This is a genomic window from Arthrobacter sp. ISL-5, from assembly GCF_018613835.1.
In the GTDB taxonomy this organism is placed as follows: domain Bacteria; phylum Actinomycetota; class Actinomycetes; order Actinomycetales; family Micrococcaceae; genus Arthrobacter.
In genome coordinates, this window is sequence record NZ_JAGGPM010000049.1 from 1 (window position 1) to 18,763 (window position 18,763).

Here is an 18,763-nt window from a genome sequence, read left to right on the forward strand (position 1 = left end):
CGTCCCGGGCCAGCGTCATGACCGGCAGCAGCCCGGCAGCCGACACGAGGTTGGGCTCGTCGAAGGAAACTGACACCGCGGATGGTTTATGGGAAACTTGCACCTACGAGATGCCCTCTTTTCGGTGGTCAATGGGTTCTAGACAAGCTCCATTTTCCTTGAAAAGGCGGGCATTCTCGGTTTAAATCGCCGACCGAAACCCAATCAACATCGGTGGATCAAGGCTAAGGCTGCGTCGTCCTCCTGGCGTCGTCCTCCGGCCGGCGGACCGCCGCCGCGGCGGTCCGCTCCTCCCCGCCTGGTCAGCTCCCGCGCCGGAGGGAAAGGGGCGGGATGGCCTCATACAGCGGCGTCCGGATCCAGCGCTGGCCTGTCTCGCGGAATTCGGCGCGGCTGGAGAAGCGGTACAGGTAGGTCCGGGCGCGCACCCACCGGGGGCGCTCGCCGTCGAACGGATCCACGCGCAGCAGGCGCAGCACCGTCCTGTCCGCCTTCAGCAGTTTCTCCAGGAACGCGTAGAACCACTCCTCGTGCACGGTGCGCAGGGGCAGGAACCACATCAGCCAGTCGAGCCGCAGGTGGTACGGTGCCCACTGGCGGGACAGCCTGCGCACATCCCCGGGCTTGCCCTTGAATTCGTACTCCCGCCAGTCCGCCGACTCGTCGGGATCTTCGTCCTTGGTGCCCTCCACGGCCACCTCGATCCGCTGCTTCGTGACCGTGCCAAAGGCGCCGTACGTGTTCACGAGCTGCCAGCGGTTGAAGCTGGCATTCATCAGCTGATGGTGCGAGAACAGGTTTCGGACCGGCCAGTAGCTGAGCACCAGGAGCAGCACCGTGACCGCGAGCGTGGGGATGAGCCACCACAGCGGCGTCTGCCGGCCGCCGCCGGCCGCGTGCCAGTCCAGCGGAATGACCGGCAGGACTGCGTGGGCAACGGGGTCGCTGACCGCGGCGAAGGCCAGCACAATCGCTATCCAGTTCAGCCACGCGAAATTGCCGCTGGCCACGAGCCACAGCTGGGTGAAGATGATGATGCCCGCTGCGGCGCTTGCCAGCGGCTGCGGGGCGAACAGGAAGAACGGCACCACGAGCTGGGCGAAATGGTTGCCCAGCACCTCCAGCCGGTGAAAGGGCTTCGGCAGGAGGTGCGCCTGCCGGCTCAGGGGACCCGGCATGGGCTGGGTCTCGTGGTGGTAGTACAGGGCAGTGAGGTCCCGCCACTCCCGGCCGCCGCGGATCTTGATCATGCCCGCGCCGAACTCGAGCCGGAACACCAGCCACGCCACAAGGAGCAGGATGGTCCGGGGGGGATCTGTCTGGTCGGACCCCAGGAAAGCCACGGTGAAGCCCGCCTCGAGGATCAGCATCTCCCAGCCAAAGCCGTAAAACGTCTGCCCCACGTTGACGATCGACATGTACAGCAGCCACAGCGCCAGGAAGGCGATCATGGGCAGCCACGGCGGCCCTGTCTGCGGCAGTCCGGCAACCAGGACGGCGGAGATGGCCAGCCCCGTCCCGCAGACGGCGCGGAGCAGCCGGTCCGAGTAACGCCAGCGGAAGAGCGTAGGCCGCTGCAGCCTGCTGAAACCCTCCAGGTAGTCCGGGACGGGAAGGAGGCCGCGCTCGCCGAGCAGCGCAGGGAACTGGTTCAGGGTTGACAGGAACGCGACGAAATAGAGCGCGGCGACGCCGCGCTGCAACACTTGCCGGGCGAATTCATAGTCCGGCGCGTCGAACCAGGAAGCCCAGTCCACGGTTCCACGTTACGCCTGCCGGGAAACCCGTCAAGGCAGTCAGGGGGAGCCCTCACGGCGCTGGGCGGGGCGTCCGGCGCGGATCACCGCCGGGCAGGATCACAGCCGGGCAGGATCACCGCCGGTGAGGGCGATGTCCCGTGCGGCACTAGGATCGAACCATGTTTGCTCTGGTGCTCATCGTGGTTGTCGCGGGGGCGTTGGCGCAAAGACTGGCCGGACTGGGCTTCGGCCTCCTGGTGTCACCGGTCCTGGTGGTGCTCCTGGGGCCGTTCGACGGCGTGATGATCATCAACCTCTGCGGTGCCGCCTCATCTCTGCTGATCCTGTCGCGGGTCTGGCGGCACGTCGAGTGGCGGCGCTACTTCGGCCTTGCGGCTTCCGCGCTGACCGGCGTGGTGCCCGGTGCCTGGCTGGCCAGCCATGTCCCTGAGGCTCCGTTGGAGATCTGCATCGGAGTTCTCCTGATCCTGGGACTGCTGGCTTCCCAGCGGCTGAACCGCAGCTCATGGCGGGCCAGCGGCCCGGCCCCCATAGTGGCGCTGGGGTTTTCCAGCGGGCTCATGAACGCGGCCGCCGGGGTCGGCGGCCCGGCCATTACCGCGTATGCCATCGTCACGCGCTGGGAACAAAGGGGCTTCGGCGCCACCCTGCAGCCTTACTTCATCACCACGGGGCTGTCCTCGCTGCTGTGCAAATACCTGTTCTCCGGCGGCCACCTTCCGGCCCTGGAAGGTTGGCAGTGGCTGGGCATCCTTGCCGCCATGATCCTCGGCATCGTCGCCGGCGACTTGCTCTCCGGCAGGGTGCAGCCGGGCTTCGTCCGGAAGATCGTCGTCGTGATCGCGTACGCCGGCGCGGTATCCACCGTGTCCAAGGGCGTTCTCGAACTCGCGCTCGGCTAGTCCGGATCCGCCCCGCCCGTCCGGAGGCAGCCAGCGGTGCGGGATACTTAAGCCATGCAGACTTCGGGCTCCAGCCGTCCAGCCGGCCGTCCAGCGACAGGGCAGCCGCGCAGAATCGTCCTCCTCGGATCCACCGGTTCCATCGGCACCCAGGCGATTGACGTCGTCGACGGCGCCCCACACCTTTTCGAGGTGGTGGCACTGAGCGCCGGCGGCGGCAACCTGGAACTCCTCGCGCGGCAGGCCGTGCACACGAAAGCCGCCGCGGTAGGCACGGCCCAGGGGGATCCCCGCCGCCTCCAGGATCTGATCGACGACGCCGCACGGGCAGCCGGGCTGGCTGGGTACCGCCCGGAGATCATCACCGGCCCGGACGCGTCCACCCGAATCGCCGCCGTGGAAGCGGACGTGGTGCTCAACGGCATCACCGGGTCCATCGGCCTGGCACCGACGCTGGCCGCCCTGGAATCCGGGGCCACGCTGGCGCTGGCCAACAAGGAATCGCTCATCGTGGGCGGCGCCCTCGTCAAAGCCGCCGCCGCGGACGGGCAGATTGTGCCCGTGGATTCGGAGCATTCGGCCATTGCCCAGTGCCTGCGTTCCGGCTCCGCCGCCGAAGTGGACAGGCTCATCCTGACGGCGTCGGGCGGGCCGTTCCGCGGCCGGACCCGCGAGCAGCTCGCGGCCGTCACCCCGGCGGAAGCCCTCGCCCACCCCACCTGGGACATGGGCCTGATGGTCACCACGAACTCCGCCAGCCTGGTCAACAAGGGACTCGAGGTGATCGAGGCGCACCTGCTCTTCGACATTCCGCTGGACCGGATCGACGTCGTGGTCCATCCGCAGTCCGTGGTCCACTCCATGGTCCAGTTTGTGGACGGCTCCATCATCGCCCAGGCCTCCCCGCCGGACATGCGGCTGCCCATCGCTCTCGGGCTTGGCTGGCCGGACCGCGTTCCGCAGGCGGCCACGCCCTGCGACTGGACGCAGGCAACCAGCTGGACGTTCGAACCGCTGGACGTCAGCGCCTTCCCGGCAGTCGCCCTCGCCAAGGACGCGGCGAAGCAGGGGAGCACCTACCCGGCCGTGTTCAATGCCGCCAACGAGGAGGCCGTCAAGGCCTTCCATGCGGGCAGGATCCGGTTCACGGACATCGTGGATACCATCGAAGCCGTACTCAGCGAACACCCGGGTTCCTCCGTGCTAACGGTCGAGTCCGTGCTGGATGCTGAAAAGTGGGCACGTGCACGCACGCACGAACGTTTAGCAGTGAGCAGTCTCTAGGAAGCAGCAGATCGAAAGCATGAGTCCCGTCATTCTCTTCATCATCGGTGTCGTCTTTGTGGCCGTCGGCATCGCAGCCTCCATCGCCCTGCACGAGGTGGGCCACCTGTTGCCCGCCAAGCTGTTCAAGGTGCGCGTCACCAAGTACATGATCGGCTTCGGCCCCACCATCTGGTCCACGAAAAAGGGCGAGACTGAATACGGCTTCAAGGCGCTGCCGCTCGGCGGCTACGTGTCGATGATCGGCATGTACCCGCCCAACAAGGAGGACGGCTCCGTGCGTCCCTCCAGCACCGGCATGTTCCAGACGCTGGCCACCGAGGCCCGCTCCGTGGCCCATGAGGAAGTCGGCCCCGGGGACGAGAACCGCGTGTTCTACCGGCTCCCGGTCTGGAAAAAGATCATCGTCATGCTCGGCGGTCCGGCGATGAACCTCCTGATCGGCCTGGTGCTGACCGCAGTGATGCTCATGGGCTTCGGCCTGGCCGAGCCCACAACCACCATCGCCGATGTCTCCAAGTGCCAAGTGAAAGCGGGGGAGACCGTCGATCCGGACTCAGCCGACTGCAAGCTGACTCCAGCCGCCGCCGCGCAGCTCAGGCCCAATGACGTCATCACCTCGTTCGACGGCAAGGCGGTGACAAGCTGGGATGAGCTGACCGGGTGGATCCGCGCCTCGGCCGGCAAGGAAGTCAGCATCACCGTGCAGCGGAACGGTTCGCCCGTAACCAGCACCGTCACGCCGGTGCTTTCGGCCCGGCCGGTGGTCGGCGCCGACGGCCGGCAGGCCAAGGACGACGCCGGGAACCTGATGTACCAGGACGTCGGCTTCCTGGGCATCGGTGCGCAGACGGCGCTGGTGCCGCAGCCGGCGTCGACCGTCCTGCCCATGGCGGGGGAGAACATCAAGCAGGTTGCCGGCGTCATCCTCAATCTCCCCGCCCGCGTGGCCGGGGTGGCGAAGGCTGCCTTCAGCGAGGAACCACGGGACCCGAACGGACCCATCAGCGTGGTTGGCGTGGGCCGGGTGGCCGGCGAAGTTGCCGCTATGGAAGAAGTCCCGGCGCAGTCCAGGCTCGCGGCCCTGGTGGGCCTGCTGGCCGGACTGAACTTCGCGCTGGCGGTCTTCAACCTGGTGCCACTGCTGCCGCTCGACGGCGGGCACATCGCCGGAGCGCTTTACGAAGCCGTCCGGCGGCGCGTGGCCAAGCTCCTCGGCAAACCGGATCCGGGAGCCTTCGACATCGCGAAGCTGCTCCCCGCGACGTATGTGGTGGCCGCGCTCCTGATGGGCATGGGTGCGCTGCTGATCTACGCGGACATCGTAAAACCGGTGAACCTCTTCGGTTAGCACCCTTTAGGCGCTGATATTGCTATTTCAGCTCTTTTTGGATGATTTTAGATAATCAGCTGAAAATGATTGATGTTAGAAGTTGAGCCGCCTAAGGTTGATGCATGTACGTCATGACCATCGACCAGCGAGGCAGCAGTACCGATATTGACAGGGTGCCCGAATTCCTCGACGGCCTAAAGCGGTTCCCCAGTGCCCGGTTCGAGCGCTCGGTGGGCGACGAAGTCCAGGGCGTCCTGGACGACCCCGCGGCCGTGGTGGACGTGGCCCTGCATGCGCTCCGGAGCGGCCTCTGGTACGTGGGCATTGGCGTCGGGCCGGTGAACCTGCCGCCGACGGCCAGCCTCCGCGAAGGATCCGGAGCCGCCTTCGTTGCGGCGCGCCAGGCCGTGGACCGGGCAAAGGCCGCCGCCAGCCACGTCCCCCTGGCCGTGGTCTCCGGGGGCGCCCGGCGCGGCCTGCCTGCCTCCCCGAGCGGTGGCGCCGGGAGCGGTGATGCCGGGAGCGGTGATGCCGGGGTTAGGGCCTGCGCCAACGCGGAGGCTGTGCTGCGGCTCATCGGACGCTTGGTCCGGGAACGGACCGAAGCCCAGTGGAGGGTGGTGGACGCGCTCCGCGCCAAAAACGAGCGGGATCCCGGCCGGCATGGATTGCAAAAGCAGGTGGCCAGGGAACTGGGAATCAGCGACCAGTCGGTGAGCCGCGCCGTCCTCAGGTCCGGATGGCAGGAAGAATGGGCGGCGAGGCCTGCGGCGGAAATGCTGCTGGCAACCGCCCATGGGCTGATCCCCGACACCGTCAGCCCCGACGCAAGCAACCGAGGAGAACGGTGAACGCACTCTGGATCGCAGCAGCGCTGCTGACGGCCGGTTTCGTAGGCTGGCCCGTGACAGCGCTCGTGTTCAGGCTGGCCCGGACCATCGACGACAAAGCCGATGCCGTCGCCGCCGGCGGGGACGCTGCCGATGATCCCTCGGCCGACGTCACTGTGGATCCTGAAAACGTGAACCGTGAACACATTGACGCTGAACACGTGAACCGTGGAAACACCGTGAACGGCGATATTACGGTGGACGGCGACGCGACGGCGGCGGTGCCCACTGTGCGCATCCTCCGGGGCGGGGCGATCATCGGAGTGCTGGAGCGCCTGGCAGTATGCCTCGCCATTCTCACCGGGCAGCCGGTGGCCATTGCCTACGTGGTGGCCATCAAGGGCCTGGGCCGCTTCGCCGAGCTGAAGGAGACTCCGGTGGCGGCCGAGCGCTTCATCATTGGGACCCTGGCCTCCATGCTGTGGGCGGCCGGAGTCGCCGCTTTCACGAAGGTCGTGCTCCTCGGGTAGGCCGGCTGGGGGATAGGGTATCTGTATGACTGTTTTTGCTGTTGAGTACGTATACGACGCCGAGTCCTCCGAAGCCCGCGCTGCCAGCCGCCCGGCGCACCGTGAATGGACCGCAGGGCTGGCGGAGGACGGGACCATCCTGGCGAGCGGCCCCTACGGTGACGGCGCCGGCGCACTGCTCATCTTCAAGGCGGCCGACGAGAACGCGCTGAACGAGATCCTCCGGCAGGACCCGTTCGCGGCGGCCGGCGTCATTTCCGGCACACGCACCACTGAGTGGGCGCCGCTGACCGGCCTCCTGGCCGAGCACGCAGCCTAGCCGCCCCACCTACCGACCTTCGATACAAGGAGTCCACGTGACCTCGGTCAGCCTGGGAATGCCATCCGCACCGCCGCCCGTCCTTGCCCCCCGCCGCAAGACGCGCCAGATCAAAGTCGGCTCTGTGGGCGTCGGTTCCGATTCGCCCATCAGTGTGCAGTCGATGACCACCACCCCCACGACGGACATCAACGCCACGCTGCAGCAGATCGCGGAACTGACGGCGTCCGGCTGCGACATTGTCCGCGTGGCCTGCCCGTCGGCGGATGACGCCGAGGCGCTTCCGATCATCGCCCGCAAATCCCAGATCCCGGTCATCGCGGACATCCACTTCCAGCCCAAGTATGTCTTCGCGGCCATCGAGGCCGGCTGCGCCGCCGTGCGCGTCAACCCCGGCAACATCCGCAAGTTCGATGACCAGGTCAAGGAAATCGCAAGGGCGGCCAAGGACCACGGCACGTCCATCCGCATCGGCGTCAATGCCGGGTCCCTCGAGCCGGGCATCCTGAAGAAGTACGGCAAGGCCACGCCCGAAGCCCTGGTTGAATCGGCCGTCTGGGAAGCCTCCCTGTTCGAGGAGCACGGCTTCCACGACTTCAAGATCTCCGTCAAGCACAATGACCCCGTCATCATGGTGGCGGCCTACGAGATGCTTGCCGAGAAGGGCGACTGGCCGCTGCACCTCGGTGTGACCGAGGCCGGCCCCGCGTTCCAGGGCACCATCAAGTCCGCCACGGCCTTCGGCGCACTCCTTTCACGCGGCATCGGCGACACCATCCGCGTCTCCCTGTCCGCCCCGCCGGTTGAGGAGATCAAGGTGGGCAACCAGATTCTCCAGTCGCTGAACCTGCGTCCCCGCAAACTGGAAATCGTCTCCTGCCCGTCGTGCGGACGCGCGCAGGTGGACGTGTACACGCTGGCCGAGCAGGTGACCGCCGGACTCGAAGGTATGGAGATCCCGTTGCGCGTCGCCGTCATGGGTTGCGTCGTCAACGGCCCGGGCGAAGCACGGGAAGCGGACCTGGGCGTTGCCTCCGGCAACGGCAAGGGCCAGATCTTTGTGAAGGGCGAGGTCATCAAGACTGTTCCCGAGAGCCAGATTGTTGAGACACTGATCGAAGAGGCCATGCGTATCGCGGAAGAGATGGGGGAGGCCGATGGCGAAGATGCTGTCAAGGGTAGCCCCGTGGTTAGCGTCTCATAAGGACGGAACCGACCCGGACGGTGTGACCGTCCGGGTACTCGGCGGCGCGGACACGGCCGCACTGCGCGGGCTGGCCGGCGCGGATCCCGTGGCGAATGTCTTCATCCTTGCGCACCTGGAATCCACCGGAACGGCCGGCCCGACTCCCGGGGGCGCCAACGTCCTGGGTGTCTTTGATGACGGCCTGCTGGTGGGTGCCTGTTGGGCGGGCGCCAACCTGGTTCCCGTCCAGCTTCAGCCAGGGTTTACCGGGGCAGTGGCGGCCGCAGCCCACCGCTCCGGCCGCCGGTATGCCTCCATTTTCGGCCCGGCACACACCGTCCTTGCCTTGCACAGCCATCTGGAGCAGATGGGCCACGCCGCTCACGAGGTGCGGCCGGACCAGCCGCTCATGACCATTGCCGGACCGCCGGCCGTTGAACCGAACTGGCAGCTGGGGTTCGGGCAATATGCCGACTTCGACACCATCCTGCCCGCCTGCGCGGCGATGTTCGAAGAGGAAGTGGGCTACTCGCCGTACCTGGGCGGACGCGACTTCTACAGCCGAAGGGTGGCCGGGCTGATCCGCCAGGGGCATTCACTGGTCCACCTGACAGACGGCGAGGTGGTGTTCAAGGCCGAGCTCGGGGCGGTGACGTCGGAAGTCACCCAGGTCCAGGGCGTGTGGATGAACCCGAGCTACCGCGGGCTCGGCCTGAGTTCGGGCTACATGGCCGCCGTGGTGCTGCTGGCCCAGAAGATAGCGCCCATCACCAGCCTCTACGTCAACGACTACAATTCCCGGGCCCGCGCCACGTATGAACGGGTCGGCTTCCGCCAGGTCGGGACGTTCGCCACGGTGTTGTTCTGACGGCTTTGCCCGCGGGCCCATTCGGGCCTGCGGACTTGAATCGGTGACGGGCATCACATAGGTTCTACCTAACCGTGTCCTCCGGGCACGGATGGTCTCAGAGAATTAGCGGCATGACCGGCCGCGGAGCCACGCCGCCACAGGGATGACCAGCCGGAGACGGCCAGGGGCTTCTCTGTGGGGCGTGGCTCTTCTGTAGCGCGGCTCCGCCGCCCGGGCCGCGGAAGCCGCGGCGCCGCCTTGCCGGTAGATTAGTACCCAGACAATCAGCACTTTCCCCAGAAACGGATACCGACCCGTGGTCCTTAGACTTTCCAAGCTGTTCCTGCGCACCCTGCGTGAAGATCCCGCCGACGCAGAGGTGGCCAGCCACAGGCTCCTCGTCCGCGCCGGCTACATCCGCCGTGCCGCGCCGGGCATCTACACGTGGCTGCCCCTCGGCCTGAGCGTGCTGCGTAAGGTCGAACGGATCATCCGCGAGGAGATGGACGCCATCGGCGCCCAGGAAGTGCACTTCCCTGCGCTGCTGCCGAAGGAGCCCTACGAGGCCACCAACCGCTGGACCGAGTACGGCGAAGGACTCTTCAGGCTCAAGGACCGCAAGGGCGGGGACTACCTCCTGGCCCCCACCCACGAGGAAATGTTCACCCTCCTGGTCAAGGACCTTTACTCCTCGTACAAGGATCTGCCCCTGAGCATCTACCAGATCCAGAACAAGTACCGTGACGAGGCCCGCCCCCGTGCCGGCCTGCTGCGCGGCCGGGAATTCATCATGAAGGACTCCTACTCCTTCGACGTCGACGACGCCGGGCTGGACGCCAGCTACGCCGCGCACCGCGCCGCGTACCTGAAGATCTTCGAGCGCCTGGGCCTGGACGTCATTCCGGTGGCGGCCACGGCCGGGGCCATGGGCGGCTCACGGAGCGAGGAATTCCTGCACCCCACCGAGATCGGCGAGGACACGTTCGTTCGTTCGGCCGGCGGCTACGCAGCCAACGTTGAGGCCGTCACCACCGTGGTGCCCGCCGAGATTGACTTCACGGACGCTCCCGCCGCAGAGATCCGGGACACCCCCAACACGCCCACCATTGAAACCCTGGTGGACGCCGCCAACCAGCTCGTTCCCCGGAGCGAGGCCGACGGCGGCGCCTGGACCGCCGCCGATACGCTGAAGAACGTGGTCCTCGCCGTGACGCTGCCCACCGGTGAGCGTCAGATCGTGGTCATCGGCGTGCCGGGTGACCGCGGTGTCGACCTCAAGCGCGTCGAGGCCAACATCGGCGCCTACCTGCCCGTCGCCGGTGAGATCACCGTGGAAGCCGCAGGGGACGAGGACCTCGCCAAGAATCCCCTCATCGTCAGGGGATACCTCGGCCCGGGCATGTCCGTTGGCGCACCCCTGCTTGGCCTGGAGGGGGCCGCCAAGCTCCTGTACCTGGTGGACCCGCGCATCGTCAGCGGCACTGCCTGGGTGACCGGTGCCAACATGGCCGGCAAGCACGTGTTCGGGCTCGTGGCCGGACGCGACTTCGGCTGGGACGGCGTCATCGAATGCACCGAAGTCCGCGCCGGTGACGAGGCTCCGGACGGCTCCGGCCCGCTGGAGACCGCCCGCGGCATCGAAATGGGCCACATCTTCCAGCTCGGCCGCAAGTACGCCGAGGCCCTGGAGCTGAAGGTCCTCGACCAGAACGGCAAGCAGGTAGTGGTGACCATGGGCTCCTACGGGGTCGGTGTCACGCGAGCCGTGGCCGCCCTGGCTGAAGCCAACCACGACGGCAAGGGCCTCGTCTGGCCCCGGTCCGTGGCCCCGGCCGATGTCCACGTCGTCGCCGTCGGCCGCGGCGACGAGATCTTTGCCGCAGCAGAGCAGCTCGCCCTCGAACTCGAAGCCGCGGGCCTCGACGTCATCTACGATGACCGCCCCAAGGTGTCCCCGGGCGTGAAGTTTGGCGACGCCGAACTCGTCGGCGTGCCCACCATCCTGGCCGTCGGCCGCGGACTCGTGGACGGCGTCGTTGAGATCAAGGACCGCCGCAGCGGCGAGGCGGAAAACGTGGCCGTGGACAAGGCCGTTGACTTCGTGGTCAACGCCGTCCGCAGCAGCTGACGCCCCTTAGCCGCCAGGGTGGTCTCGGGATTCGAGTCGATCCAGCTCGCCACTCTCATCCTGATTGTGGTGGCCGGATTCGTTGCAGGCTGGGTGGACGCGGTGGTGGGCGGGGGAGGGCTGCTGCAGCTTCCGGCGCTGCTGCTCGTCCCCGGCATTACCCCGGTGCAGGCGCTTGCCACCAACAAGATGGGGTCCATCTTCGGCACCACCACCAGCGCCGTCACGTACTACGGCCGCGTCCGGCCTGACCTCAGGACGGCGCTGCCCATGGCAGTCATCGCCCTGGCCGGCAGCTTCGGCGGCGCCTTGCTGGCTGCCGGGCTGCCGGCCGAAGTATTCAAGCCGATCATCGTTGTGGCGCTGGTCGCCGTCGCGCTTTTCACCGCCCTCAAACCCGACGCCGGCCACCTCACGGTACTGAGGCACGACGGCGGCACCCACTACGTGGTGGCCTGCACCATCGGCGCCGTGATCGGCTTCTACGACGGACTGATCGGCCCCGGAACGGGCTCGTTCCTGGTGATCGCGCTGGTCTCGGCAATGGGCTATGCGTTCCTCGAAGCCAGCGCCAAGGCGAAAATCGTCAACATGGCCACCAACGCGGGCGCCCTGTTGTTCTTCCTGCCGCACGGGTCGCTGCTATGGGGAGTGGGCCTGGTCCTCGGGCTGGCGAACATGGCCGGCGGTTACCTGGGCGCGCGGACGGCCGTGAAGCAGGGGAGCCGGTTTGTTCGCGTTGTGTTCTTGACGGTTGTTGCTGCCCTGATCATCAAGCTCGGCGCCGACGTGTGGCAGGAAAACTTCGCCTGAAGGCCAGTCCGTGTGACGCCACCGGCGGGGACAGGCCGGCCCTCGCGGGCCGCCCGGGGAAGGCGTAGCATGCCCCTATGTCAGCCGGTGCGGAACCGTATGCGGAGGCCCTTGATGCGGCCGTAGGCCATGCCACGAGGTGGCTCGCAAGCCAGCCGGACCGCCGGGTGGGGCCGGTGCAGGCGGCCGGTGAACTGGCGGCGGCCTTCGGCGGCGAACTTCCGCGCTCCGGCATGCCTGCGGCAGACGTCGTGGACTACCTTGCCCTGCATGCGGAACCGGGTCTCATGGCCATGCCGTCGGGCCGCTTTTTCGGCTGGGTCATCGGCGGCACCCTCCCGGCAGCCATGGCGGCGGACTGGCTTGTCAGCGCCTGGGACCAGAACTCGGCACTTCGCTACGCCACGCCAGCCATTGCGGCCATTGAGGAAGCAGCCGGCCAGTGGCTGCTGCAGCTGCTGGGCCTGCCGGAGGAGTCCGACGTCGGGTTCGTCACCGGTGCCACCATGGCGAATTTCACGTGCTTGGCCGCTGCGCGCTGGCGCCTGTTGGCGCACGCGGGCTGGGACGTGGACCGCGACGGACTTTCGGGCGCACCGCGAATCCACTGCCTCGTCGGCGAGGAACGGCACGACACGATCGACCTCGCGCTGCGCTACCTGGGCCTGGGCAGCCCCACCGTGGTCCCTTCCGACAGCCAGGGACGCATCGACGCCGCGGAGCTGGACTGTGCCCTGGACCGTGCCCTTGGTTCGGGACCCGCCCCGATACTGGTGTGCCTGCAGGCCGGAAACGTCCATTCCGGGGCCTTCGATCCCTTTGCCGCCGCCATCGCAGTGTCGAAGGCCCACGGAGCCTGGGTGCACGTGGACGGGGCCTTCGGGCTTTGGGCCGCGGCTGTCCCCGAACTCGCCGGGCTGACCGCCGGCCTGGAACGGGCCGACTCGTGGGCCACGGACGCGCACAAGAGCCTCAATGTCCCGTACGACTGCGGAGTCGCCGTCGTGCGGGACGCGCGGGCTATGCGGAGCGCCATGGGGGTCAGCGCCAGTTACCTCATCCAGGACGCAGACGGTGCGGGTGATCCGAGCCAGAAAGTCCCGGAACTCTCACGCAGGGCCAGGGGTGTGCCGGTGTGGGCCGCCCTGAAATCGCTGGGCAGCGACGGTGTGGCCGCGCAGATCCGCCAGCTTGCGGCCTCGGCGGCCTTGCTCGCGGAAAAGCTTTCCGCCCTGGACGGCGTGGAGGTGCTGAACGATGTGGACTTCACGCAGATTTGCCTCGCCTTCGGCGACGACGCCACCACCCGCGACGTGACGGCGAGAATCCTGGCGGACGGAAAGGTCTGGATGTCCGGATCCCGCTGGCAGGGCAGGGACGTGCTGCGGATCTCGGTCAGCAACTGGACCACCGACGCGGACGACGTCGACACCGCGGCCGGGGCCGTCAAACAGGCTCTTGAAGCGGTCCGGGCCCGCTGATGGCCGGGCCATATAAGGGCGCCGCCGCCGCCGCTGCCGGCGCTGCCGATCCTGCCGCCTGGCCCGGTTCGGGCAGGGCGTGCGGGGCCGGGAGCCCGTCGAGGGTCCGGCCGGCGAGGGTGCTGGAAACCCAGAGGGAACGGGCCAGATCGCCGCCGTGCCCGGCCTTCGAGGCGTAGTGCAGGGCGTTGTCCACCTCCCGCGCGATGCTCCACTGGCGGGCGGCCTCGGGATCCAGCCCGGCGGCGAGGCTGAAGTCGCGGCACCGCGCGAGCAGCCCTGCCGCGGGATCGGCGGCGGGGAGGTCCCGGATCCGGTTCCACAGCAGGGGCGCGACGGCGAACTCGGCCTCGCCCACCATCGGCTGCGGATCGATGGCGGCAAAATTCCCCGGGCCGGGCTGCTCCGGTGCGCCGGGACGGGCCAGGATATTGAGGAAATGGAAGTCCGTATTGACGAGCACATCGCGGCCCGAACGGCGGCCCACGGCACCCCTGGTCTGGCACACCTCAAGGGCGGCTTCCAGGAGCCACCGCGGGAATGGCCTGCCGAGCTGTTCCCATTCGGCGGGAAGGTCATCGCTCCACTGTTCCGCGCGCGCCGCGACGTGGACAAATTCCCGCCACTGGGGGCGGCCGTCAGGCACCAGGCTCAGATCCGGCATGAGCCCGCCCCACACCTCAACGGCCGTGTCCATCGTCTCGGTCTGGAGCGACCTGCCGGCATCGAGGCGCTCCAACAGCATGGCGCAGGTTCCGGCGTCGGATGCGAGCAGGCGAACGGCGCCGTGCCCGTCCCAGAGGGCCAGGGCATGGCGCTCCACCAGGGCCTCGTCGTGGGGGAAGGCAACCTTCAGCGCCGCGGCGGTCCCGGCAGACCGCACAGGCACAACGATTCCGCCGTGGCCGCTCCACGGAAGCGCACCGGGACTGAGATCCAGTTCCAGTTGCCACTGCTCCAGACGTCCGCGGATCATCTCGGGCAGGGAAGCCAGCCAGGCGCGGCCCGCGCTGTTGCCGGCGTAGCGGCGCGCCAGGTCCGGTGGAATGGGGACGTCTCGTGGCTGGCTCATCCGTTCCAGCGTAGTTGACGGGCAGGCTGTCCTGCGGGACGCCCCAGCCAGCGGGGCTACACGATGCCGCTGGCCCCCAGCAGGTTGCCGATGGTGAAGGTCGCGGCAAGGGCCAGCCCGCCTCCCACCACCACCCGCGCCGCGGCCCGGATCTTGGATCCGCCGCCGATCCATGCCCCGAGGCCTCCGGTCAGGGCCAGCGCCAGCAGTACGGCCCCGAACGTCACCGCGACCCTGATGTTCTCCGGCGGCAACAGGATGGCCAGCATGGGCAGGATCGCGCCAAGGGTGAAGGCGATCGCCGAGGCAAAGGCGGCGTGCCAGGGGCTGACGATGTCCTCCTCATCGATATTCAGTTCGGCCGAAAGGTGGGCCGCCAGCGCATCGTGCGCGGTCAGTTCCCGCGCCACGTTCCTGGCCGTCTCTTCGCTCAGGCCTTTGCTTCGGTAGATTGCCGCGAGCTCATGGAGCTCCTCCTCGGGCTCCTCGGCGAGCTCACGGCGCTCCTTTTCGATCATCGCCTTCTGGCTGTCGCTTTGGCTGCTGACGGACACGTACTCGCCCAGGGCCATGGATACTGCCCCGCCTACCAAACCGGCAGCGCCTGCCGCGAGAATGGTCCCGTGTTCGCTCGTGGCGCCGGCAACGCCCACCACGATGGCAGCCACCGACACGATGCCGTCGTTCGCGCCGAGGACGCCCGCGCGAAGCCAGTTCAGGCGGTGGACGATGTCGTTGTTATGGGGCTCATTTTCGTGTTGCCCGTCAGGGGTCAATGCCGAATTGTCCGCTGAATCCATGCCTCCAGCAAACCACTCAGGGCGTCACGCTGCCAGAGGGCAGCCCGCCGCGCTGAGGGGCGGGCGCTATCCCTCCGGCAGCGCAGGCAACAGGGTGGTGTCCAGCACGATTCCCGGAACCGGGCCGGGGTCGGACCCCCACCGAATGGACCGTTGGGCGGCGGTGAGGAGCGAAGCGATGGCCCATCGCCGGGTCGCGCCGTCGCTCAGGGCCACAAGGTCGCCGTACACCGGCAGCGTCCCGGCCTCCAGGCTGGCCAGGCCCGCGGCGGGCTTTTTCAGGAACGAGGTGCCGAGCGTATAGCCCGGATCCCGGGGAGGGATGGGCGCGCAATGGACACGGCTGTACCCCTCGGCCTCATCCACGAGCGCCTCGTGGACGGCCAGCAGGCTCGAGGCCTGCTCGGCGGCGGGGCCTTCCAGCCTTGTCAGCGCCACCTGGTAACCGTAGACCGTCTCCACCTCGGTGCGGACCACCCTGTTCAGGGCGTCCGTCTGGGACGCCGGCCCCGGTTCGGCGGGTGCCGCCCCCGCGTCGCCTGGCGCGGACGGGGAGGCTGGCGCCGGCACCGGTGCGGACGCGGAAGGGGAGACCGGCACCGGGCACGAGTCCGCCGCTGTGCGCTGCGGGGCGGGGGCGGCCGGCAGTGCCGGGACGGGCGTCCCGGACGCCTGGGCGAGGGCCCTCGCCTGAAGCAGCTGCGCGCTACCCACAGCGGCAAGCAGGCGGGCCATCCCGCCGTCGGCCGTTTCCGCATGGACGAGGCGCTGTTTGCCGCTGGCGGACAGCCCGGCCACCAGGGCCGGAACGGTCGCGGGAGCCGCGGTGGCCGCAGCCGTGCCTGTAGCCGCAGCCGTGCCTGTAGCCGCACCTGGCGAAGAGGGGTCCGACGCTCCGCCGGGTCCGTCATCGGCCGGGAGGACCAGGGCTCTTGCCTGGGTAGTCAGCAAAGTCACAGTCCGCGAGAAAAGCTGCCGCTGGGCCCCCGATGCGCCCTCGGCAAGTTCGCGGCTGGCGGTCCGCAGCCGCATGGTTTCAGCCAGCGCCGAGGCCCGGGCGTGCTCCGAAAACGGCGGTACGGCGGGCTCCGGAGCTTCGCGTGGAATCAGCGCAAAACCGAGACTCAACACCAGGAACGCGGTGAAGGTCAGCAGGGCATATCGGAAATAGTTCCGCGGCCTGCTTTTTTCCCTGGTGTCGTCTTTCACAACAGACCATGTTGTCACGGCCGGAAGGAACTCGGTGCACCAACCCGGCCGGAAAATGGCTACGCTAGTAGTCACAACATCATCTATCGGGAGGCGGCCGGCATCGTGAGCAATGCAGAAGCCACGACTTCATCAGACCGGACCGACGCGGGAAGGGCTGAGCCCGCGGCTGTCCACAATCCCGAGGCTGAACGCCTTCGGGCCTTGCTTGAGCCCGCGGTTTTGGCGCACCGGCTCTACCTGGAGGATGTCGCCATCAACATCGCAGGCTCCAACCGCGTGGTCAACGTGGTAGTGGACCTGCCCCAGGAAGAAACTGGCGGAGTCGGCCTTGATGTTATCGCCGACATCTCCAAGGAACTCTCCGACATCCTGGACGGCGACCCCAGCACCGACAGCCGCCCGTACGACCTTGAAGTCTCCTCGCCCGGCGTGGGGCGGCCCCTGACCGAGCCGCGGCACTGGCACCGCGCGCGCGGACGCATGGTGAGCGTCAAGGTCATCCAGGGCGAGGAGAACGTCACGGGACGGATCCATTCCGTGGACGAATCCGGGGTGACCATCGTCCCCGAAATTGCAGTGAAAAAAGGCATGAAGCCGAAGCAGGGCGACCCCGTAAAACTTCCTTTCGACAAGATCCGCAGCGGAAAAGTCGAAATTGAGTTCAGCCACCTCGACGAGGCCGGTCTGGAAAATGAACACAATGGACCTTCTGAGGAGGCCTGATGGATATTGACATGAGCGCACTAAGACTCCTGGAGCGTGAGCGCGAAATCCCGCTGGATCTCCTCATCCCCACGATCGAGCAGGCGCTGCTGGTTGCCTACCACAAGTCGCCGGGCGCCTTTGAGAAGGCCCGCGCCGAGCTGGACCGCAAGAGCGGCCACGTGACCATCTGGGCCACCGAAATCGACGATGACGGTGCGCCCATCGGCGAGTTCGAGGACACGCCCGCCGGCTTTGGCCGCATCGCCGCCAGCACCGCCCGCCAGATCATCCTCCAGCGCCTGCGCGATGTTGAGGACGACAACGTCCTGGGTGAGTTCAAGGGCCGCGAGGGCGAGCTCGTTGCCGGCACCATCCAGCAGGGCAACAACCCGCACATGATCCAGGTGAACCTTGGAACGGTGGAGGCGCTGCTGCCCCCGCCCGAGCAGGTACCCGGCGAGAGGTACATTCACGGCAACAGGCTGCGCGCGTTTGTGATTGACGTGCACCGCGGCACCAAGGGGCCGTCCATCACGCTGTCCCGGTCGCACCCGGGGCTGGTACGGAAGCTCTTCGAGCTGGAGGTTCCGGAGATCGCCGACCACTCGGTGGAGATTGTTGCCCTGGCCCGCGAGGCCGGGCACCGCACCAAGATCGCAGTGAAGGCCAACACGCCGGGCATCAACGCCAAGGGCGCGTGCATCGGCGAAATGGGTTCCCGCGTGCGGGCTGTCATGACCGAGCTGAACGACGAAAAGATCGACATCGTGGACTTCAGCGAGGATCCGGCGACGTTTATCGCCAGCGCCCTGTCGCCTTCACGTGTGAATTCAGTCACCATCACGGACGAAGCGACCCGCTCGGCGCGTGTGGTGGTGCCGGACTACCAGCTCTCCCTGGCTATCGGCAAGGAGGGCCAGAACGCCCGCCTCGCTGCCAAGCTGACCGGCTGGCGGATCGACATCGTTTCCGACGCCGCCGCTCCCCGCGGCTAAAAGGACTCCTCCGCAGTCCGGCACAGCCCGGACCGGCACCTAGAACTGCCCGCGATTGCAGCGGGCAGTTCCGGTCTGGGGCCCCTTGGGGGCTAGAATAGAACATGACCGTGCCTAGCAGCCGGCATCAGTGTGCCTGTGTGTGCCCGCGTTTCTGCCGAATGGCGGCAACCGGCCCCCGGGCAGGCAGATATGTACAGGCAGGAAGATACTCGTAAGTGGCAGCAGTGCAACACCTCGGGAATCAGCCGCAGCGTACCTGCATCGGATGCCGGAAAAAAGGATCACGGTCTGAGTTACTCCGGCTCGTCTCCGACGCCGGCGGGTCATCCGCCGTCGTAGTGGATGAACGACGCCGGATGGCTGGCAGGGGTGCATGGCTGCACCCCAGCGAAGCGTGCCTGGCCCTGGCGGTCAAGCGGCGTGCATTCGGAAGGGCCCTCAAGGGCGCAACCGAAACCGCCGCAGTCGAACGCCGGATCACGGCAGGCACGGACGCCGTGGACACCCCGGTGGCCGCAGCAACAACCGTCCAACCTGAAAGCGGGTCAGAAAACTGATGG

Annotated in this window: 18 protein-coding genes; 14 read left to right on the forward strand and 4 right to left on the reverse strand. The window is 67.6% G+C overall.

The annotated features are described in order from the left end of the window. Nucleotides 1–302 precede the first annotated feature (302 nt). A complete protein-coding gene (locus J7I89_RS23200) occupies nucleotides 303–1,757 on the reverse strand; it encodes a lipase maturation factor family protein (protein WP_214975440.1) in 1,455 nt (484 codons plus the stop codon). Between the two features lie 161 nt (nucleotides 1,758–1,918). On the opposite strand from J7I89_RS23200, the gene J7I89_RS23205 reads away from it, so the two are divergent. The 11 genes from J7I89_RS23205 (at nucleotide 1,919) to J7I89_RS23255 (ending at nucleotide 13,416) form a co-directional block, all read left to right on the forward strand. Beyond that, nucleotides 1,919–2,662: a sulfite exporter TauE/SafE family protein gene (locus J7I89_RS23205; protein WP_214975442.1), complete on the forward strand. Its 744-nt coding sequence runs from the start codon at nucleotides 1,919–1,921 to the stop codon at nucleotides 2,660–2,662. Between the two features lie 54 nt (nucleotides 2,663–2,716). Next, nucleotides 2,717–3,946: a 1-deoxy-D-xylulose-5-phosphate reductoisomerase gene (gene dxr, locus J7I89_RS23210; protein ID WP_214975444.1), complete on the forward strand. Its 1,230-nt coding sequence runs from the start codon at nucleotides 2,717–2,719 to the stop codon at nucleotides 3,944–3,946. 19 nt (nucleotides 3,947–3,965) lie between these two features. Further along, nucleotides 3,966–5,297 carry an RIP metalloprotease gene (locus tag J7I89_RS23215; protein WP_214975446.1) on the forward strand — a complete coding sequence of 444 codons (1,332 nt, stop codon included), beginning with the start codon at nucleotides 3,966–3,968 and terminating at the stop codon, nucleotides 5,295–5,297. A gap of 104 nt (nucleotides 5,298–5,401) precedes the next feature. Continuing rightward, a complete protein-coding gene (locus J7I89_RS23220; RefSeq protein ID WP_214975448.1) occupies nucleotides 5,402–6,130 on the forward strand; it encodes a MarR family transcriptional regulator in 729 nt (242 codons plus the stop codon). Beyond that, entirely contained in the window at nucleotides 6,127–6,639 is a 513-nt protein-coding gene (locus J7I89_RS23225) for a hypothetical protein (RefSeq protein ID WP_214975449.1), read from the forward strand. Before J7I89_RS23220 ends, J7I89_RS23225 begins: the two co-directional genes overlap by 4 nt. A 25-nt stretch (nucleotides 6,640–6,664) precedes the next feature. Further along, nucleotides 6,665–6,958 (forward strand): YciI family protein, encoded by a 294-nt coding sequence (locus tag J7I89_RS23230; protein WP_214975451.1) that lies wholly within the window; start codon nucleotides 6,665–6,667, stop codon nucleotides 6,956–6,958. Between the two features lie 37 nt (nucleotides 6,959–6,995). Further along, nucleotides 6,996–8,162 carry a flavodoxin-dependent (E)-4-hydroxy-3-methylbut-2-enyl-diphosphate synthase gene (gene ispG, locus J7I89_RS23235; protein ID WP_078026403.1) on the forward strand — a complete coding sequence of 389 codons (1,167 nt, stop codon included), beginning with the start codon at nucleotides 6,996–6,998 and terminating at the stop codon, nucleotides 8,160–8,162. Further along, on the forward strand, nucleotides 8,125–9,012 hold the full coding sequence (locus J7I89_RS23240) for a GNAT family N-acetyltransferase (RefSeq protein ID WP_214975485.1): 888 nt from the start codon (nucleotides 8,125–8,127) through the stop codon (nucleotides 9,010–9,012). The genes ispG and J7I89_RS23240 overlap by 38 nt, the downstream gene beginning before the upstream one ends. A 298-nt stretch (nucleotides 9,013–9,310) precedes the next feature. Beyond that, nucleotides 9,311–11,122, forward strand: a complete 1,812-nt coding sequence (locus J7I89_RS23245; RefSeq protein ID WP_214975453.1) for a proline--tRNA ligase — start codon at nucleotides 9,311–9,313, stop codon at nucleotides 11,120–11,122. Between the two features lie 18 nt (nucleotides 11,123–11,140). Next, complete coding sequence (locus J7I89_RS23250; RefSeq protein ID WP_214975455.1) at nucleotides 11,141–11,935, forward strand: TSUP family transporter; 795 nt, start codon at nucleotides 11,141–11,143, stop codon at nucleotides 11,933–11,935. A gap of 77 nt (nucleotides 11,936–12,012) precedes the next feature. Continuing rightward, nucleotides 12,013–13,416 (forward strand): pyridoxal-dependent decarboxylase, encoded by a 1,404-nt coding sequence (locus J7I89_RS23255; RefSeq protein ID WP_214975457.1) that lies wholly within the window; start codon nucleotides 12,013–12,015, stop codon nucleotides 13,414–13,416. Here J7I89_RS23255 and J7I89_RS23260 read toward each other — a convergent pair. The 3 genes from J7I89_RS23260 to J7I89_RS25855 form a co-directional block, all read right to left on the reverse strand. Continuing rightward, nucleotides 13,382–14,488 (reverse strand): aminoglycoside phosphotransferase family protein, encoded by a 1,107-nt coding sequence (locus J7I89_RS23260; RefSeq protein WP_214975459.1) that lies wholly within the window; start codon nucleotides 14,486–14,488, stop codon nucleotides 13,382–13,384. The two genes, J7I89_RS23255 and J7I89_RS23260, sit on opposite strands and share 35 nt — an antisense overlap. Nucleotides 14,489–14,544: 56 nt before the next feature. Further along, nucleotides 14,545–15,288 carry a VIT1/CCC1 transporter family protein gene (locus tag J7I89_RS23265; RefSeq protein WP_214975461.1) on the reverse strand — a complete coding sequence of 248 codons (744 nt, stop codon included), beginning with the start codon at nucleotides 15,286–15,288 and terminating at the stop codon, nucleotides 14,545–14,547. A gap of 66 nt (nucleotides 15,289–15,354) precedes the next feature. Continuing rightward, nucleotides 15,355–16,497 carry a ferritin-like domain-containing protein gene (locus J7I89_RS25855; RefSeq protein ID WP_214975463.1) on the reverse strand — a complete coding sequence of 381 codons (1,143 nt, stop codon included), beginning with the start codon at nucleotides 16,495–16,497 and terminating at the stop codon, nucleotides 15,355–15,357. A gap of 105 nt (nucleotides 16,498–16,602) precedes the next feature. On the opposite strand from J7I89_RS25855, the gene rimP reads away from it, so the two are divergent. The 3 genes from rimP (at nucleotide 16,603) to J7I89_RS23285 (ending at nucleotide 18,760) form a co-directional block, all read left to right on the forward strand. Further along, nucleotides 16,603–17,223 carry a ribosome maturation factor RimP gene (rimP, locus tag J7I89_RS23275; protein WP_214975465.1) on the forward strand — a complete coding sequence of 207 codons (621 nt, stop codon included), beginning with the start codon at nucleotides 16,603–16,605 and terminating at the stop codon, nucleotides 17,221–17,223. Next, nucleotides 17,223–18,200, forward strand: a complete 978-nt coding sequence (gene nusA / locus J7I89_RS23280) for a transcription termination factor NusA (RefSeq protein WP_214975467.1) — start codon at nucleotides 17,223–17,225, stop codon at nucleotides 18,198–18,200. The genes rimP and nusA overlap by 1 nt, the downstream gene beginning before the upstream one ends. Before the next feature lie 227 nt (nucleotides 18,201–18,427). Continuing rightward, entirely contained in the window at nucleotides 18,428–18,760 is a 333-nt protein-coding gene (locus J7I89_RS23285; RefSeq protein ID WP_308160019.1) for a YlxR family protein, read from the forward strand. The last annotated feature ends 3 nt before the right edge of the window (nucleotides 18,761–18,763 follow it).

What these genes read in the sequence shown, in the direction of transcription:
- J7I89_RS23265 (WP_214975461.1), bottom strand. Translation starts at nt 15,288, where the DNA reads ATGGATTCAGCGGACAATTCGGCATTGACCCCTGACGGGCAACACGAA.
- J7I89_RS23205 (WP_214975442.1), top strand. Translation starts at nt 1,919, where the DNA reads ATGTTTGCTCTGGTGCTCATCGTGGTTGTCGCGGGGGCGTTGGCGCAA.
- J7I89_RS23220 (WP_214975448.1), top strand. Translation starts at nt 5,402, where the DNA reads ATGTACGTCATGACCATCGACCAGCGAGGCAGCAGTACCGATATTGAC.
- J7I89_RS23255 (WP_214975457.1), top strand. Translation starts at nt 12,013, where the DNA reads ATGTCAGCCGGTGCGGAACCGTATGCGGAGGCCCTTGATGCGGCCGTA.
- J7I89_RS23260 (WP_214975459.1), bottom strand. Translation starts at nt 14,488, where the DNA reads ATGAGCCAGCCACGAGACGTCCCCATTCCACCGGACCTGGCGCGCCGC.
- dxr (WP_214975444.1), top strand. Translation starts at nt 2,717, where the DNA reads ATGCAGACTTCGGGCTCCAGCCGTCCAGCCGGCCGTCCAGCGACAGGG.
- nusA (WP_214975467.1), top strand. Translation starts at nt 17,223, where the DNA reads ATGGATATTGACATGAGCGCACTAAGACTCCTGGAGCGTGAGCGCGAA.
- J7I89_RS23230 (WP_214975451.1), top strand. Translation starts at nt 6,665, where the DNA reads ATGACTGTTTTTGCTGTTGAGTACGTATACGACGCCGAGTCCTCCGAA.
- J7I89_RS23240 (WP_214975485.1), top strand. Translation starts at nt 8,125, where the DNA reads ATGCTGTCAAGGGTAGCCCCGTGGTTAGCGTCTCATAAGGACGGAACC.
- J7I89_RS23215 (WP_214975446.1), top strand. Translation starts at nt 3,966, where the DNA reads ATGAGTCCCGTCATTCTCTTCATCATCGGTGTCGTCTTTGTGGCCGTC.